The sequence below is a fragment of the Calothrix sp. FACHB-168 genome (assembly GCF_963889195.1).
Lineage (GTDB): Bacteria > Cyanobacteriota > Cyanobacteriia > Cyanobacteriales > Nostocaceae > Aulosira > Aulosira anomala_A.
In genome coordinates, this window is the sequence record NZ_CAWPNJ010000093.1 from 1 (window position 1) to 15,787 (window position 15,787).

The following is a 15,787-nucleotide window of genomic DNA, read 5'->3' on the forward strand; positions in this document are numbered from 1 at the left end:
CCGATAATCAAATGTGTAATGTTTTGGCTAACTAGCTGATTAATAATCAATCTACTAGCTGTGTGGAGGTAATAATCCACTTTGTGATTGCGTTTAAGTGTTAATGCTTCTATTTTTCTAGAAGTTGTTTGATTGTTAGGTAACTGAGATTGGAGATTAGCCTTAACTTTGTTGTAAAATTGATTACATGATTTAATTGCTTTACCGCAGACGATAAAAGGTCTAAAGTCTAAACAATTACTACTAACGGTCGCTAGGTTATTTAAACCTATATCAATTGCTGCTCTTCTATTATTGCTCTTGCTTTCTAGGGTGGTTTCCTCTTGCTCATAGACTGCCTCAATGATGTAGACATTATTTTTCGGGATGATTCTAACTTCTGCTATTTGTGTCAGTTGGGTTTTGACAGCTATTGCTAATCCTGAAGGGGTGATTAATCCTTTTTTTAAGGATTTTTGAGACACAGCCTGATTATTAAACGTTAAAATATTTCTCCCCTGAATTTTATGTTTATATTTAGGTAACTTGGGTTCACCTAAAAACTTTTCTGGTTTGATTTTATATTCTTCTTTAGCTGATTTGTACGATTTAAAGCATTTATCAACTTGTCTAAATACCAATTGAGCTACTTTACTCGGTAACGCTTTATAATCATCACTCTTTTTCAGTGAGTGATATATTTGATTCCATGTTGGTATTCGTTGATTGTTGAAGAAAGCTTGACGACATAAATAAACAGCACAGTTGAACAGATTCTTTGACAAGAATGACATTTGATCAATTTCTTTGAACCATTGATGATTCTGCTTGATTATATGTCGCTCAACTAATCGCATTCTGACTCCACACAGTCTAATAACTGATTTATGGGTGATTTGGTTTAGTCAAATAGTTTCATTTGCAGCATTCTACCATAGATGTTAATATCTGACTATTCCTGACTATATTTTTGTTATTTAAACCCAATACTAATTTGAAAAAAGAATGCGACAGATGGTATGGGCATGGCACTGCCATGCCCTCTAGAATATATTGATGTGTCGCAAACATGATTTGAATTGGTCTTATCTACAGTTTTCCGCTTAATTTAGCATATAATTTTTTCATGGTTTTGAAATCTCTACCATACAAACTTGTAGATAGACCACATGACGCTGCAACAGTTGCGAATTTTTTTAGCCGTAGCGGAAATGTTGCACTTCATGTTTAAGCTGCTGAGATTAAGCATAGCTATTTTTTTACTAAAATTGCTAAACAAATAAAACTACCTGCTAGCCGGAACCAACTTAATGCTTCTGTTTTTAAAATAATTATTATACCTAATGTTATTAATACAAAAGGTAAAATATAATTACCATACTGATTTAATAGATTTGCTATTTTAGTTTGATAAGTAAATTTATAAGCTAGATAGCACCAAATACCTATTAATATCAAAAATATGCCAATAATAGTCAGAAAATTTACCCAATCACTACTAGCAAATAATGGTACATAAACGCTGATATTATCACTGCCATTAGCGATAGTTATGGCGGCAACGCTGTAAGTATGGACATTAAACAAATTGGTAGAGTTTGCTTCTTGATAATCTGCTGTTATAGCCTCAACCTCTGGTATTTCATTTTCTTCTTGATTAATCAAACTGCTGATACCCATCGTCATCGGGATCAATCCCAGCAGACCAATCCATTTTGATGGTATAATTAACCCTCCCAATAACCCAGAAAGACTAGCAATAATTAACACTGTAAAGCCTAAATATTGACCAGCAACTATATGCCGACACCTAAAGCTAGAATTTATCTGCGAAAACAACAGTAATAAAATAACGATATCATCAATATTAGTGGCAACGAAGGCTGAGATTCCTACTAAGAGTGTAGTAATCAATTCACTCATTCTTGAGTATCCTAATTTGTTGGCTGATTTTTTGTTAGTTAATTGTTATTCTCGATCATCTCACATGAGTAACATCATTACAACTATTACCGAGGAAATGATCTCATGCTTGGCTACGCCACGCTAACGCAAACGATCTAACCTACAAATTACTTTAATTTTAAAATCTCACTCATATTTAAAAGCTTAGGAGAGTCTTTAGACATAATTAAAGGTAATCTACCATCCCATTTTTCTATTGCCTGTCTTTCTAAAATCTCATTAGTCAAACTATCACGTAACAATCTGTTTATTTCTGCTTCTCCCTTAGCCAAATTAACCTGAGCTTCTGCTTGTTTTGCCGCTTTTAGCGCTATAAAATCTGCTCGTTTGGCATCTTGTTCTGCAATTTGTTTTGCCTCAACTGCTTCGCTGAACTTTTCAGAAAAATTGACATGAACCAGTGAGATATCATCAACTTCAATATGGTACTCATGTAATCTCGCTGTTAATGTATGATCAACTTCAGACTTTACTTCGCCTCGTTTAGTAACTACTTCCTCTGCTGTATACCTTGCTACAACTGCTTTTAAAACTTCTTCTACTGCGGGATTAATAATTTTATCAACTAAATCTCTTTCATCACCAATTTCTTGAAACATTATATTAGTTTCTTCAGGAATAACGTGCCAATTTAATGCTACGTCTGTAAAAACATCTTGTAAATCTTTAGAAGAAGCTTCAGCAGATATTTCTTGTTTTTGAACTCTGACACTAATTTTTTTTACGGTATTAACAACAGGAATTATAATATGTATCCCTTCTCCTAATACTGTTTCTTGTACCTTGCCAAACTGCATTAAAACCCCACGTTCTCCAGCATTGACGATGACAAACGGTGTTAGTAAAATTGTAATTAAAAATAAAAGTGCAGTTATTTTACCTGCATTATTAGTCAATTTAATTTGTTTCATATTGACTCCGGCAATAATTATAAAATTTTGCTGAGTTTTTAATAAATATTAATTATATACCTTTAAGTCGATAAGGTTGCCGGATTTTACGAAATATGTATATAAATATGTCATTGCGTAGCTTGCTTTCCGCAGGCTAGAGGAACTGACGCGATCGCACAAGCTTCCTACAACGGGAAGGGTACAATTGTGAGGATGCACCAAAAACCGCTAAATTAGGATAAGGGCACAACAGTGTTGTGTCCTTATTATGCTCTATTTACGAAATATGTAGCTTGCTTTTCGCCGGAATCGAGTATTACGAATTAGTAATGATTTGTCATCATCCCTGATGGTATGGCTGCACCTTCTAAATCAGCCCCTAGCAGGTTTGCTCCTTGTATATTTGCAGTGAGTAGATTGGTTTTTTGTAAATCAGCTTTTTGTAAATTTGCCCCTTGTAGATTTACGCCTTGTAAGTTTGCGCCTTCTAAATCTGCATCAAATAAATTAGCACCTTGTAAGTTTGCTCCTGCTATGTTGGCTTTGCTTAAATCTACTCCTTGCAAATTAGCAGTTTTGAGATTTGTTCCCTGTAAATTTGCTTTTTCTAATTCTGCATCTTGGAGATTTGCACCTTCTAAATTAGCTGCTTGTAGGTTGGCTCTTTCTAGTTGTGCGCCAATCAAATTACATCCTACACATTCATTAGTTGTTAATAAACGTCTCACATTTTCAGCTACCGGATCTACATACCAAATTGTAGGAGAAGTCACTGGTGCTGGTGTAACTACGGGCGCTGCTATAGGTTCGCTAGTCACAGCAGGTGTAGATTGTGTTTCTATGGGTTGTGTTTCTGTTTGCGCTAAGGCGTTAGGTTGATCAAATAAGGAAAATACTGTAACTACTACTAGAAATAAAGCTGTAAAAATCCAAGAGCTAAGTTTTTTGAGATTTACGTTCATCATCATTTCCCCCTGATAGAAATTTTGGTTTAATCAACAGTAATAGGTTGTGATAAAAGTGCAAATTTAATGAAACAGCGTTGCCATACTTGGTAATAGTTGAAAAGTTCCACTTTTGCTCATAATAGATATACCCAACCAAATTAAGATAAATGGAAAGATTTTTCGCCCGTAGCGAGTCAAAACAGGAGCCATGAGCGGATTACGAGTCAAGTTGTAAGACAGGAAGCACCACAGCCCAACTGTCAAATAACAAACACACAAAATGACGCCTAAACTAGGAAGATTTGTACTAGCAAATAGCGGTACATAGATGCCAATATTATTACCACCATTGGCAATAGTTACCGCAGATACACGGTATGTTTGGGGATCGCGGATAGTTGCTAATAATGATTTTTTCCGTCGCTGAGGTTTAACTGGATGACCGAAATTTAATGATACATCTTGTACAGTTTCTCCATTATCCTCGCGACTCATGAGATTACTAATACCTATAGTAATCGGGAGAATACCTAACAATCCTACCCAAGCCTCTGGGAGAACTAAACCACCGAAGAAACCCGGAAGGCTAGCAGCAACCAATACAGTAAAGCCAATAAATTCACCGATGATAATATGCTTAGGACGAAAGACATGATTAACTTTGCCAAAAAAAGCAGTTAAGTATATATTGTCATCAAAGGTAGTTGCAATCGCAGTAGATATACCAATAATTGATGTTCCAATCAGCCAATCCATAGTTGTTGCTCGCAATAATTCAATGATGTACTCGCTATTTCTGCTCTGCTGATAGAAGAAGTAAGCATAGTTCAGCAGATGCTTAAATCAAATTTTTTGCTTTTTGATGGCGATGTCTACAACGGGCTACGCCTACGCAATCTTGTCTTTGACGTTTGTTTGCTAGCAAGCTTAACTGTCTATGGTGTTAATACTACGGGTGACTGCTCAATCAAAGCAAATATTATTTTTTTTCTAAACGATAAACAGAATTTATTAATGTTGGGCATTGGGCATTGGGCATTGGGCATTAGTAAGATTATTTCTGCTGAGTTATTATCTGGCTTAACCTACATTTATAGTTTTTGGAAATGCGGCCTAATACCATTTCACAAAAAATATGATGTGGATGTAGGTTGGGTTGAGGAACGAAACCCAACACCCCAAAGACGTGTAATTGTTGGGTTTCACGACCTTCTACCCAACCTACGCATCTGTCTCATTTTTTTCTGGAATTGGTATAACAAACTGATTAAGCTAATGGGTATCTAAATTGCATAACTACTAATCAGAGCTATTAACTGTTGTACGGGCGGGTGTAGGGGCGGGTTCACTAATATCCCCGTCTGTCAAAGACTATCTAAATAAACCCGCCCTTACGATTAAGTGTCAACTGTCAACAGCCCTCACGATAGATTGCGCAACTTAAAAGCAGAATAGCTTAAGCATAATTTTTATTTATTCTTTTAACAAGAAAGAATATTTGCTTTAATTATGGACTTAGTTTTATCTTGTAAATACAAGGTATTCAACACCAGGCTAAAACATTTATAGCTTGATTTTTCATCAAATATGCCTATGAATTATGTTTCTCATGCTGGATGAAAATATTCTTGTCATCCTCACTATTCTCTAGTTTCTACCTGAATTAAATGCCCTATATGTGCGTGTGATTATGGGTGTTTTTACCAGAGGAATATTTTTTTAATAATTCGGATATCTCTCTTGTAAAAATGTCAATAATTAAGCCAGAATATATTTGCCATGTCCGAAAATTAGGCTGGAGAAGATGAAGTCTTCAGTACGATGATAAACCCTTGGATATATTATCTTGAGGCTGTTTCATCATCTACTTGCGTAGGCATATCAACAAAAGTGGCGTCAGCTTATAGTCATAAATTGGCTATAAATTGAAGTCGGTTTTGTCATTGAATTGCCAATTTTAAAGCCTAATTTTAAATATCCATCCCGTCCGTAACTGCCATGAAGAATATTTTTAGATTATCTAAAGCTGTTTTGGCTTTCAGTTTTGGATTGTGTTTGCTGCCTATTTCCAAAACCTATGCCAATACTAACCCTGATTTTCAAGTAGCTTTGTCTGCCAGAACTACTTATAATCAAACTTACGTTTCCACAGCAACGTATTATTTCACAATCTCAGTACCCGCTTCTGCTACAAAACCGTTACAACAGGTGACATTAACCCAGATTCAAGGGGGCGAAAATATTGAGTTTGATGCTCAAAAGAGTAGCGCCTTTGTGGGAACAAGCGAACGCGCTGGACAAAATCTCCAATTTGCGATCGCAAATAACCCCAGTCAAGACGATTCTGTAACACTCCAGTTCGCGCAGCCTTTACCACCGGGACAGACTGTAACTATCGCCCTCAAGCCTTACCGCAATCCTGCTTATGAAGGCTTTTATTTGTTCCATGTCAAAGCTGCTCCCGCAGATCAAAGTACAGAGGGACAATCTCTAGGCGTAGCACGGTTACAATTCTACCAAAATGACTTTTAGAAGTTAAAAGTCAAAAGTCAACAGTCAAAAGACTTATATTCTAGGCTTTTGCACCGTACTGTACGAGTATCGGTCAATTTGTTGATTAAACTTGCAATTTTTTAGAAGTACACCTTAACTCAGGTGTACTTTTTTATAACTGAAAATTTGCTCTTCAACACAAGTTTAATAGCCAGCTTCTTTATCAACGATATTCCGCAGGGGTTGACCGTTATAATAGCGTGTAAAATTATCGAGAAAAAGTGCGATCGCTCTTTCTTTAGTTCTGGGAGAATGACCAGAAAAATGCGGTGTAAGAAAAAGATTTGGTTGTGTCCATAAAGGGCTTTCTGGTGGTAGCGGTTCTGTAAATACTGTATCTAAAGCCGCACCAGCAATTTGACCAGTTTGTAAGGCATTAATTAATGCAGGTTCATCAACAATTGCACCACGAGCAATATTAATTAAATAAGCATCGGGACGCATTAAGCTAAACACTTCCGCATCTATTAAACCCTTAGTTTCTTTCGTTAACGGCGTGGCAATCACTACATAATGTGCTTCGCTTAATAGTGGTTTCCATTCATTTGCACCCACAACCTTATCAAAGTTTTCTAATGGTTGGGGATGGCGACGACTACCATAAATATTGAAACCAAAACCTTGAGCGCGTTTAGCAATTTCTTGCCCAATTCCACCCGCACCAATAATTAATAAGGTTTTATCTAGCAATTCTTCATTTTTTAAGCCACGTTGCCAACTCTTTTGTATTTGTTGTTCGCGTAATTTAGGAAAATTCTTGGCGTAAGACAAAATATAAGCCAGCACAAATTCTGCCATCGGAATTGCATGAAGTCCTGCACCATTAGTTAAGAGAATTTCTCGCTCTAAATATTCCGGTGTCAAAATATTATTTACACCTGCATTTGTTGCTTGATGCCAACGTAATTTAGGCGCTGCTGCTAAAACTTTTTGTAAGGTAGTTGGTTTTATATAATAAAGCCAACTAAAATATACTTCTGCATCTGTGGCATCGCCATCAATATTCCCATCCACATCAGCCCGGACATATTCTACATCTTGAGGTAGATGCGGTTTAATTTCATCAGCTACTTCTATAGGTAGAATTAATTTCATGATAGCTTACTCCCTTTTTGCAGTTGGTCATCGTCACAGTGAAATTTGGGGCTTAATTTCCCTAGCTGGGATACTACAAGAACGCTGGACTGAGGAGTCGTGTAAAAATAAGTTGAACAATTTAATATTTGTAGTGCGGGCAGCGTTCGACTGAGCGCTCACGCCGAAGTCTTGCCCGCGCGAGCAAGATGCTCGCACTACTGATTTTTACTTGATGCCTAACTTGCAAATCTTTATATGTGATAAATCATGAATTTCTCCATGATTTTATTTTGATCTAGGAAATCCTAATCAGAAATCACCCATGTCCAATGCCCAATGCCCAATGCCCCATGCCCAATAAAAACCTATTTTTTCACAATCCAATCATCTAATTTAAAATCAGACTGGGCTAATTTTTGCGAAACTAAAAATTTCTTTGTCCCTTCTAAAAGTTGTACACCTTGTTCTGGTAAAGGTTCTATTGGGAATTGGGTAATCGGAAAAGAAGCCTTCACCACATCTAGAGGATATCCCGATACATCAGCGTGAAATTTATAGTAAGCTTCTGGATTTGCTTGAATATTTTGCACAGCTGCTTGTTTAATTTGATTCCATTTTTGCGGTAAATCGGGATGTTTAGCCAAAAATTCTTCTGTAGCTACCGTAACGCTAGTTCCCCGCAAGTCTGGGTGTTGAATTGCTTCATCAATTACAGGATAGCCTTTTGATTTTAACAATGGCCCGGTTCCCGTTGATGCTGCGATAGCCGCCACATCTCCCCGTTCTAGTGCAGCTTGAGCTTCGCTTGGTAGCATGTGAATAACTTTGACGCGATCGCTAATTCCATTCTTCTGCAATAATCCAATTAAATAGCGATGCATATAAGAACCTTTAGAAGTCGCTACCTTCTGTCCTTTCAGTTCTGCAACAGAACGAGGGCCATCTTTTTTCGCCAATAACCAAGCATTGGTTCCTACTTGTTCTTGTCCTATTAAGCGTGTGGGTAGTCCTTTGGCTTTCCCCACCAATGCGGGAGTATCCCCATAAATTCCTACATCCACTTCTCCAGCAACTAAAGCTTCATTCAAATTCGGCCCGTTGGGGAAATTCAGCGTCTTAATTTCTGTAATCCCCAATTTTTGCAACTCTGGTAAAAGTTTACCTTGATGCATTGCCCAACCAGTCGGCCCGGTGGGTGTTTTCACTTTACCGTTACTTATAAAACCTAAACGCAAGGTAGAAGTTTTAACTTCCGCCTTAGTTGAAGTTGCGGGATTAGGTACAGCTTGGGAAACAGTTTGATTGGAACTGCAAGCCGTATTCAGAAATAACAAACTAGATATAGCTATAGTTGATAGTTTCAGCATGAAAAACGAACCACAGAGACGCAGAGAACGCAGAGAAAAAAGACAATTACAGCAGATTGCCAGTTAGTGAAGTGCAGATGATCGTTGATTGTAGGGGCACTGGCACTGCCATGCCCCGAAGCGCGTACTTTGGACTCATCTTAATAGATTGTGTTATTTCATCAGCTTCAGAACTTGGTGTGTAGAATCTTCTTGCGCAGAAGAAGTGCGCTCTCGTCCCCAACCAACATTTCTTCTGTAACTTCCTAAAAGTTCAGCCTCTTTCAGCAATCTTTCATCTACCGCATCTAGAGGATCAACTTGTGGGGCTACATACAAAGCATCCACCGGACAGTACAATTCACACATAAAACAAGTTTGACAATCACTCTGTCTAGCAATCGTCGGCGGTGCATCTGGTACTTTATCAAACACATTTGTCGGGCAAACATTCACGCAAATATTACATTGAATACAGCGCGATGCACTAACTAACTCAATCATACAATTTTAGATTTTGGATACTTCGACAAGCTCAGTACAAGTTTTGGATTTTAGATTGAGGAACGAGGCGCATAGCAGAATAACTCTAACTGTCTCTCTAAGTCTCTGCGCCTCTGCGCCTCTGCGTGAGAAAAAAATAACTAAGAAGACACGCCTACCAATTCCTTCTCAGTCCCCAATCCCTCATTTCTCACCCAAACTTCGTCCAACCCACCACTAACTAAATAGTGCTGCTGATGAACATCCATCTCTGGAAAATCCAGATGCTTATGCATACCGCGAGTTTCTTTCCGTTCTAGGGCACTACTATACATCCATCGCGCCGTAGCCACCATTGCAGCAGCTTCCCGCAACTGAATAATATTCCGCCCTTCGCCAGCTTGACTGCTACGAATTTCTTGCCAAAGATGATTTAACCTTTGCAACGATGCCTTTAAACCTTCTTGTTTGCGGAACAAATTGCGATCGTAAGGGAAAACTTCTGCCTGAGTAGCTTTAATCACCTCTTCCGCTTTAATTTGCTGTTGGCTACCACTAATCAATCCAGCTTCACCAACAGCTTGTACAGGGCGTTGTCTTGTCCAATCTCCCAAATTTTGGGCATATTCTGCTGCCGATTTACCCGCCCAGCAACCGGAAGATATTGCCCAAGCTGCATTGTGACTACCACCACCAGTAAAGCCGCCACAAATTAATTCTCTGGTAGCCGCATCCCCAGCTGCATAAAGTCCACGAACTGATGCAGCGCAGGTAGAATCAACAATTCTAATTCCACCTGTACCCCGAACTGTTCCTTCTAAACGCAAAGTTACGGGGAAGCGTTGGTTAAAAGGATCGATACCGGCGCGATCAAAAGGTAAGAAGAAATTCGGCTGTGCTTTACGCATGTGTACCTGCATTTCTTCATTCGCCTTATCTAAGATGGCATACACAGGTTGAGTCAACAGCGTTTGGGCAATTACTGAACGCCCTCTTTGGGAACCAGCACCAGGGATTGGCGTGCCATCTTCGTATGTGAAAGTTGCCCAATTATAAAACAGGGTTTTGGTAACCGAGGAAAAGGCGGGAGAGATGCCATAAGCATTAGAAAATTCCATCCCTGACATCTCTGCACCCGCTTCTGCTGCCATGAGGTATCCATCCCCAGTCAGGACATTGCAACCTAAGGCTTTACTCAAGAAAGCACAACCACCTGTTGCAATGATTACTGCACCAGCACGTACAACCCATTGTTTTCCAGTCTGGCGGTTAGTTCCTGTAGCCCCAGCAACTGCACCTTCTGCGTCTACTAGTAATTGCAAGGCGGGGCTATTGTCTAAAATTGTGACCCCCACCCGCTTGATTTGTTTCCGCATCAGGCGCATATATTCTGGCCCTTGGAGACTGCGCCGATAGGGTTTTCCCTCTTCATCCACAGGAAAAGGATAACCCCATTCGGCTAATAGGTTGACGTTGGTATATGTCTGATCAAGTACCCGATCCATCCAGGTACGATTGGCTAAAAATCCCCCCAAGGCTTCCCGACTGGCTTTTGCAGTTTCTCTCGCTTCTGCATCTGGCGGTATATACCATACGCCATTACCCGATGCTGCTGCACAACCACTCGTACCGCAGTAGCCCTTATCAACTAAAACCACCTTCGCGCCAGCAGATGCAGCACTCCAAGCAGCCCAAGTACCAGCCGGGCCGCCACCCATGACTAAAACATCTGTTTGCAAGTTGTGGTCAACATCAATATTAGATGTAGTAGATGAACTTTGCGATCGCCAATGGGGACTACTCATTGAATTCCTCGCCTCAATAATTAAACTTATAGACTACTTATGAACTACAAAAAACTTTGATGATCGCGCATCAATAGACTAATTGCTAACTGCAAATATGGTCTATTGATCCAGTTAAGCGATACATATTTTGGCAACACTGGCATTTACAATACCATAAAATACGGTTAATCGGTCAAGTTACTGTATTTATTGTTAATTAAAGCCTTGCATAATTTTTTATAAAAATCAAGAGGGGTTTTTATTAAAAGAGAAATTTTCTATCAAAAACTGGTATCTTAAGAAAAGAATCCCCAATTTAAACGCTTAAAATAGCACTTTTTAGCAAAAATATGGCTGTTATGGCGTTTTTTTAATTACTAAAAATAATAAATATAAAATTAAATTTATAGTTTTTTTATGAATTTTTATAAAAAATATATTTGTAGTTAGCACTTCAGTGCTTTCCTTTATCAGAGGGGAAACACTCAAGTGCTGACTACAAGTTTTTTGCGCAATTATGGTGCTGGATTGGGATAACGAGTATGAACAGCGTCTAACTCTGCTAAAATCTCTGGGTTAAGAACTACATTTACACTATCGATGTTTTCTTGTAGTTGTTGTAAGGTTGTAGCACCAATAATTGTGCTACTGACAAACCAGCGACTCCGCACAAAAGCTAAAGCTAATTGAGCAGGTGTTAAATTATGTTTTTTGGCAATTTCCGCATAAGCTGCAACAGCTTCATTAACATTTTGTTTGAGATATCTTTGTCCAAAACCGGGAAATAGGCTCAAGCGGGTATTTTCTGGGTTGTTACCATCGAGATACTTTCCACTTAACAAACCAAATCCTAGCGGACTGTAGGCGAGTAAACCAACATTTGTGTAATGAGAAACTTCTGCTAAAGCCGAATCAAACACCCGATTGAGCAAATTATAAGCATTTTGAATGGAAACAACTTTCGGTAAGCCTAATTTTTTCGCCACATGAACAAACTTAGTTACACCCCAAGGAGTTTCGTTACTCACACCAATATGGCGGACTTTACCTGCTTTAATCACATCCGCAAAGGCAGCTAATTGCTCAGAAAACGGTACAGTTTCCCGTTCTAACTCCGGTTTATACTCAGTTTGACCGAAAGTTGGAACATAGCGATCGGGCCAATGAATTTGGTACAAATCTATATAATCTGTTTGCAATCGCCTTAAACTATCATCTACAGCTTGCTGAATATTCTTACTATCAATTTTGATATTTCCATCCCGCAGCCATTTAAATGGACGACCAGGCCCAGCAATTTTTGTCGCCACAATCACTTTATCTCGCTGCTGTTTTCGCAACCATTCGCCAATATAAGCTTCTGTTTTTCCTTGGGTTTCGCCACGTGGTGGAACTGGGTACATTTCCGCCGCATCAATAAAGTTGACTCCTTGCGCTACGGCATAGTCTAACTGTTGATGGGCTTCTTCAATAGTATTTTGATGCCCGTAAGTCATGGTTCCTAAACAAATTTCTGAAACCCTTAGGTCACTGTCGCCGAGTTGGTTGTACTTCATAATTGTGAAAAAAATTCTCTTAGTTACTTGGGCAAATCTGCAAGTAATAAAACGCCAAATCTAAATAAAATACAAAAAAACCACCGATTTAGCGTAGTTAATATCTAGGATACGTATATTACCAGACATTCATCGTCGTCACAAGCTTATTTATTATTTTGATAAAAATATATTGTGTGTAGCCAAAAATACTATATCCCTACAGTTTTTCTGGAATACTGGTATCTAGTAAAATAAAAGTACTAAATTTCGACCGAATTACCGGAGTATATATAAATAAGGTACTTCAGTCCTTGTTAAACGTTACTTTTCTCTTAGCTATTTTTTTGACTTTAAGAGAAAAAATAAAGTTTTGTTGCAGAAATTCCCGATAAAAATCTGGAGCCTGAATACAGATTCGAGCGCAATCTTAAAACTTTGATTGCATCGCCGGAGAGAATTTCAAGAAATTTACCAATGCTGATGTCATCTGACTGATGCCGAGAAAATTGTAGAAGATTTGTCCTAGACCGAAATTGCGTGTTCTATCAAAATGAAAAAGATTTTTGGAAATTCATTGCTAGCTTTACCAACGTTTCTAGTGCTGTTTTTATTAACAGACAGCGCAAGAGTTTTTGCGCAAGATGTACCTGTACAAACATCACAACCTACAGACAAGAATGTAGTTGAGGCTAATTTAACAACCCCAGCCAAGACAGATTCCTTGAGTCCTGTAGCACAAGTTCCAGTTGTACAACCTACTGTCTCAACACCCAATGATGATTTAGGACAAGTCACCTCTGTCTCTCAACTATCGGATGTTCAGCCTACAGATTGGGCCTTCCAGGCGCTACAGTCTTTAGTTGAACGCTATGGTGTAATTGCTGGATATCCTGACGGGACATTTAAAGGTAATCGCGCCCTCACAAGATATGAATTTGCTGCTGGTTTAAATGCAGCCCTTGACCGCCTTAACGAATTGATTGCAAGTAGCACGGCTGAGTTAGTTAAGCGCGAAGACTTAGATACTCTACGAAAACTACAAGAACAATTTGCAGCTGAACTTGCAACTTTACGAGGACGAGTAGACTCCCTTGAAGCCCGTTCCGCCAAGTTAGAGGCTACGCAATTTTCTACAACTACTAAACTCCAAGGTTTAGCACAATTCTTTCTCGCCGATAGTTTTGGTAATCGCGTTGGTACTAATAGAGATGGTACCAATGCCTTTTTAGGCTATCGTGCCACACTCGCCCTACAAACTAGCTTTACTGGCAAAGACCAGCTGACAACTAGTTTAACAGCATCCAACTTTGTGGCTTTAGGCGGTGCGACTGTTGTTGGTGGTACGCCACTAACGGGAACTAACCAAACCCGGTTTAATACAGAAAGACAGACTCTTTTCGCTGATAATACTGTTTATCTTGATAGGTTGTTTTACCGCTTTCCATTTGGTAAAAATACTACCGTCTGGATAGGTGCGAGGGCGCTACAACCGGTAACTTTTGCCCCTACTCTTAATCCCTTAGTTGGTAACGCCCAAACTGGTACGCTTTCCCGATTTGGACTCTTTAACCCTGTAATTTATCGACCTGGTTTTGATGGCGCGGGTTTAGCTTTTGCTCATAAATTTAGCAATCAACTCCAATTCAACGCCGGTTACATTGTCGATGATGCTTTAGGTAGTAATCCTGCGGGAAACGCCACGAATACAGGAGGATTATTTGGTAATTCATACCAAGCTTTAGCACAGTTAACCTTCTCACCTAGTCGCAGTCTAGATGTTAGTTTCGCCTACGCCCGTAAATACTTTCCCACTCCCATATCTCCCGGCCCCGTTGGTTCAGCAACTATCGCTCCTGGTTCTGGCTATAACATCACTGGTGGTACAGGTACTGCTAATGCTAGTCGTCCTTTTGGTTTAGCACCCACTTCATCAGATAACTTTGGCTTGCAAGTTAACTGGAAAGCTAGTAGCGCATTCCATATAGGTGGGTGGTTTGGATATACCCAAGCCCATCAAGAAGGTACTAGCAATGATGCGACTATTATTAACGCAGCGTTGACTCTGGCACTTCCAGATTTGGGTAAAAAAGGTAATTTAGCTGGGTTTGTCTTTGGCATACCGCCAAAAGTTACAAGTAATGATGTAGCTACTCGTAGAGATAATGACACTTCTTTTCATATAGAGGGTTTTTATACCTATAGGGTGAATAACAACATTAGCGTTACGCCAACATTGTTTGTCATTACTAACCCAGAAGCAAACTCCAACAACGATCCGATTTGGGTAGGTGCTGTCCGTACTACTTTTACTTTCTAAGAGAAGAGTGTTTGCGGTACATTAATCTATGTTTAGAGGGCATGGCATTGCCATGCCCCTACAATCTCTGGCGTTCTTTCTTGCAAATTGGGATGAATTTGTGACTTTTTTTGTCAAAAAATCTTGATGTAATTACCTGCAAATTTTCATCAATTTGGCACATTCCAGTCCTTTTACCTCTTACATCCTACAGGATTTGCTGTTTTACAGTTTTATTTTACCTAGTTCAATAAAATACTGTAAATTGATAGACTTATCGTATACGGCAAATCTCAGATAGGTAAATTCTGGTAATGAGTTCAATTTTTCAACGCTTGATAGCAGCATTGAAGAGATTTAGGGTTTCTCACTTTGCGCATCAAAACAGGTTCTTATCAGTTATACCTCTTCCTATTGCTGGGGCTTTCGTTACTGGATTATGTCTCAGTCTATTATTTACAGCTTGCACAGCCAATAATCCCAGCAATAATACTGCTAATTCTCCTAATTCTGCCAATCAAACCAAAGCATCAGTAGTCAAATTTGGCTATCAAAAATCGGCTATTTTGCTCAAGAGTAAAGGCGTTTTAGAAAAGCGGTTACAACCTCAAGGTGTCTCTGTTGAGTGGATTGAATTTCCCGCAGGGCCGCAGCTTTTAGAAGCGATGAATGTTGGTAGTATTGACTTTGGACATACGGGAGAATCACCACCAATTTTTGCTCAAGCTGCGGGGGCTTCATTAACTTATATTGCAGGAATCGCACCTAGTCCTGCGGGTCAAGCTATTCTCGTGCCGCCAGATTCTCCGATTAAAACCCCAACTAGCTTGAAAAATAGCTTAGGGCGGAGGTAGGCAGCAAGATATGTTGCTGTAGTTGGAAAAATTCGCTCTTCAGCAAGTAATTAACATCACTAGTAGTTG

The 15,787-nt window shown here is 39.1% G+C and carries 14 protein-coding genes; 4 read left to right on the forward strand and 10 right to left on the reverse strand.

Annotation, left to right across the window (positions count from 1 at the left end):
• The 5 genes from AACW45_RS36870 to AACW45_RS36890 all read right to left on the reverse strand — a co-directional run.
• Positions 1 to 773: RNA-guided endonuclease InsQ/TnpB family protein (locus AACW45_RS36870; RefSeq protein WP_190638079.1), on the reverse strand; the 773-nt coding region annotated here is incomplete at its 3' end.
• A gap of 457 nt (positions 774 to 1,230) precedes the next feature.
• Entirely contained in the window at positions 1,231 to 1,902 is a 672-nt protein-coding gene (locus tag AACW45_RS36875) for a cadmium resistance transporter (protein WP_190638081.1), read from the reverse strand.
• Positions 1,903 to 2,051: 149 nt separating this feature from the next.
• Positions 2,052 to 2,855: a prohibitin family protein gene (locus AACW45_RS36880; protein ID WP_190638084.1), complete on the reverse strand. Its 804-nt coding sequence runs from the start codon at positions 2,853 to 2,855 to the stop codon at positions 2,052 to 2,054.
• A gap of 305 nt (positions 2,856 to 3,160) precedes the next feature.
• Positions 3,161 to 3,805 carry a pentapeptide repeat-containing protein gene (locus tag AACW45_RS36885; protein ID WP_373462110.1) on the reverse strand — a complete coding sequence of 215 codons (645 nt, stop codon included), beginning with the start codon at positions 3,803 to 3,805 and terminating at the stop codon, positions 3,161 to 3,163.
• Positions 3,806 to 3,865: 60 nt separating this feature from the next.
• The gene (locus tag AACW45_RS36890; protein WP_096647097.1) at positions 3,866 to 4,540 is read right to left on the reverse strand and encodes a cadmium resistance transporter; all 675 of its coding nucleotides are present in this window, start codon (positions 4,538 to 4,540) and stop codon (positions 3,866 to 3,868) included.
• A 78-nt stretch (positions 4,541 to 4,618) separates the two neighbouring features.
• Between AACW45_RS36890 and AACW45_RS36895 the strand changes: the two genes are divergently transcribed.
• Together AACW45_RS36895 and AACW45_RS36900 are read left to right on the forward strand one after the other, a co-directional pair.
• A complete protein-coding gene (locus tag AACW45_RS36895; protein WP_190638087.1) occupies positions 4,619 to 5,071 on the forward strand; it encodes a hypothetical protein in 453 nt (150 codons plus the stop codon).
• A 711-nt stretch (positions 5,072 to 5,782) separates the two neighbouring features.
• A complete protein-coding gene (locus AACW45_RS36900) occupies positions 5,783 to 6,316 on the forward strand; it encodes a DUF2808 domain-containing protein (RefSeq protein ID WP_190638089.1) in 534 nt (177 codons plus the stop codon).
• 165 nt (positions 6,317 to 6,481) lie between these two features.
• On the opposite strand, the gene AACW45_RS36905 is transcribed toward AACW45_RS36900, so the two are convergent.
• The 5 genes from AACW45_RS36905 to AACW45_RS36925 all read right to left on the reverse strand — a co-directional run bounded on the left by AACW45_RS36905 (position 6,482) and on the right by AACW45_RS36925 (position 12,586).
• Positions 6,482 to 7,432 carry a D-2-hydroxyacid dehydrogenase gene (locus AACW45_RS36905; RefSeq protein ID WP_190638091.1) on the reverse strand — a complete coding sequence of 317 codons (951 nt, stop codon included), beginning with the start codon at positions 7,430 to 7,432 and terminating at the stop codon, positions 6,482 to 6,484.
• 347 nt (positions 7,433 to 7,779) lie between these two features.
• A complete protein-coding gene (locus AACW45_RS36910; protein WP_190638093.1) occupies positions 7,780 to 8,781 on the reverse strand; it encodes an ABC transporter substrate-binding protein in 1,002 nt (333 codons plus the stop codon).
• A gap of 153 nt (positions 8,782 to 8,934) precedes the next feature.
• Complete coding sequence (locus AACW45_RS36915) at positions 8,935 to 9,264, reverse strand: 4Fe-4S dicluster domain-containing protein (protein WP_190551593.1); 330 nt, start codon at positions 9,262 to 9,264, stop codon at positions 8,935 to 8,937.
• 140 nt (positions 9,265 to 9,404) lie between these two features.
• Positions 9,405 to 11,048 carry an FAD-dependent oxidoreductase gene (locus AACW45_RS36920; protein WP_190638095.1) on the reverse strand — a complete coding sequence of 548 codons (1,644 nt, stop codon included), beginning with the start codon at positions 11,046 to 11,048 and terminating at the stop codon, positions 9,405 to 9,407.
• A gap of 497 nt (positions 11,049 to 11,545) precedes the next feature.
• The gene (locus AACW45_RS36925) at positions 11,546 to 12,586 is read right to left on the reverse strand and encodes an NADP(H)-dependent aldo-keto reductase (protein ID WP_190551313.1); all 1,041 of its coding nucleotides are present in this window, start codon (positions 12,584 to 12,586) and stop codon (positions 11,546 to 11,548) included.
• Between the two features lie 532 nt (positions 12,587 to 13,118).
• Between AACW45_RS36925 and AACW45_RS36930 the strand changes: the two genes are divergently transcribed.
• Entirely contained in the window at positions 13,119 to 14,885 is a 1,767-nt protein-coding gene (locus AACW45_RS36930) for an iron uptake porin (RefSeq protein ID WP_190638097.1), read from the forward strand.
• Positions 14,886 to 15,178: 293 nt separating this feature from the next.
• On the forward strand, positions 15,179 to 15,718 hold the full coding sequence (locus AACW45_RS36935; protein ID WP_306415022.1) for a hypothetical protein: 540 nt from the start codon (positions 15,179 to 15,181) through the stop codon (positions 15,716 to 15,718).
• The last annotated feature ends 69 nt before the right edge of the window (positions 15,719 to 15,787 follow it).

What these genes read in the sequence shown, in the direction of transcription:
- AACW45_RS36920 (WP_190638095.1), bottom strand. Translation starts at nt 11,048, where the DNA reads ATGAGTAGTCCCCATTGGCGATCGCAAAGTTCATCTACTACATCTAAT.
- AACW45_RS36885 (WP_373462110.1), bottom strand. Translation starts at nt 3,805, where the DNA reads ATGATGATGAACGTAAATCTCAAAAAACTTAGCTCTTGGATTTTTACA.
- AACW45_RS36905 (WP_190638091.1), bottom strand. Translation starts at nt 7,432, where the DNA reads ATGAAATTAATTCTACCTATAGAAGTAGCTGATGAAATTAAACCGCAT.
- AACW45_RS36935 (WP_306415022.1), top strand. Translation starts at nt 15,179, where the DNA reads ATGAGTTCAATTTTTCAACGCTTGATAGCAGCATTGAAGAGATTTAGG.
- AACW45_RS36875 (WP_190638081.1), bottom strand. Translation starts at nt 1,902, where the DNA reads ATGAGTGAATTGATTACTACACTCTTAGTAGGAATCTCAGCCTTCGTT.
- AACW45_RS36915 (WP_190551593.1), bottom strand. Translation starts at nt 9,264, where the DNA reads ATGATTGAGTTAGTTAGTGCATCGCGCTGTATTCAATGTAATATTTGC.
- AACW45_RS36880 (WP_190638084.1), bottom strand. Translation starts at nt 2,855, where the DNA reads ATGAAACAAATTAAATTGACTAATAATGCAGGTAAAATAACTGCACTT.
- AACW45_RS36910 (WP_190638093.1), bottom strand. Translation starts at nt 8,781, where the DNA reads ATGCTGAAACTATCAACTATAGCTATATCTAGTTTGTTATTTCTGAAT.
- AACW45_RS36895 (WP_190638087.1), top strand. Translation starts at nt 4,619, where the DNA reads ATGCTTAAATCAAATTTTTTGCTTTTTGATGGCGATGTCTACAACGGG.
- AACW45_RS36930 (WP_190638097.1), top strand. Translation starts at nt 13,119, where the DNA reads ATGAAAAAGATTTTTGGAAATTCATTGCTAGCTTTACCAACGTTTCTA.
- AACW45_RS36925 (WP_190551313.1), bottom strand. Translation starts at nt 12,586, where the DNA reads ATGAAGTACAACCAACTCGGCGACAGTGACCTAAGGGTTTCAGAAATT.
- AACW45_RS36890 (WP_096647097.1), bottom strand. Translation starts at nt 4,540, where the DNA reads ATGGATTGGCTGATTGGAACATCAATTATTGGTATATCTACTGCGATT.
- AACW45_RS36900 (WP_190638089.1), top strand. Translation starts at nt 5,783, where the DNA reads ATGAAGAATATTTTTAGATTATCTAAAGCTGTTTTGGCTTTCAGTTTT.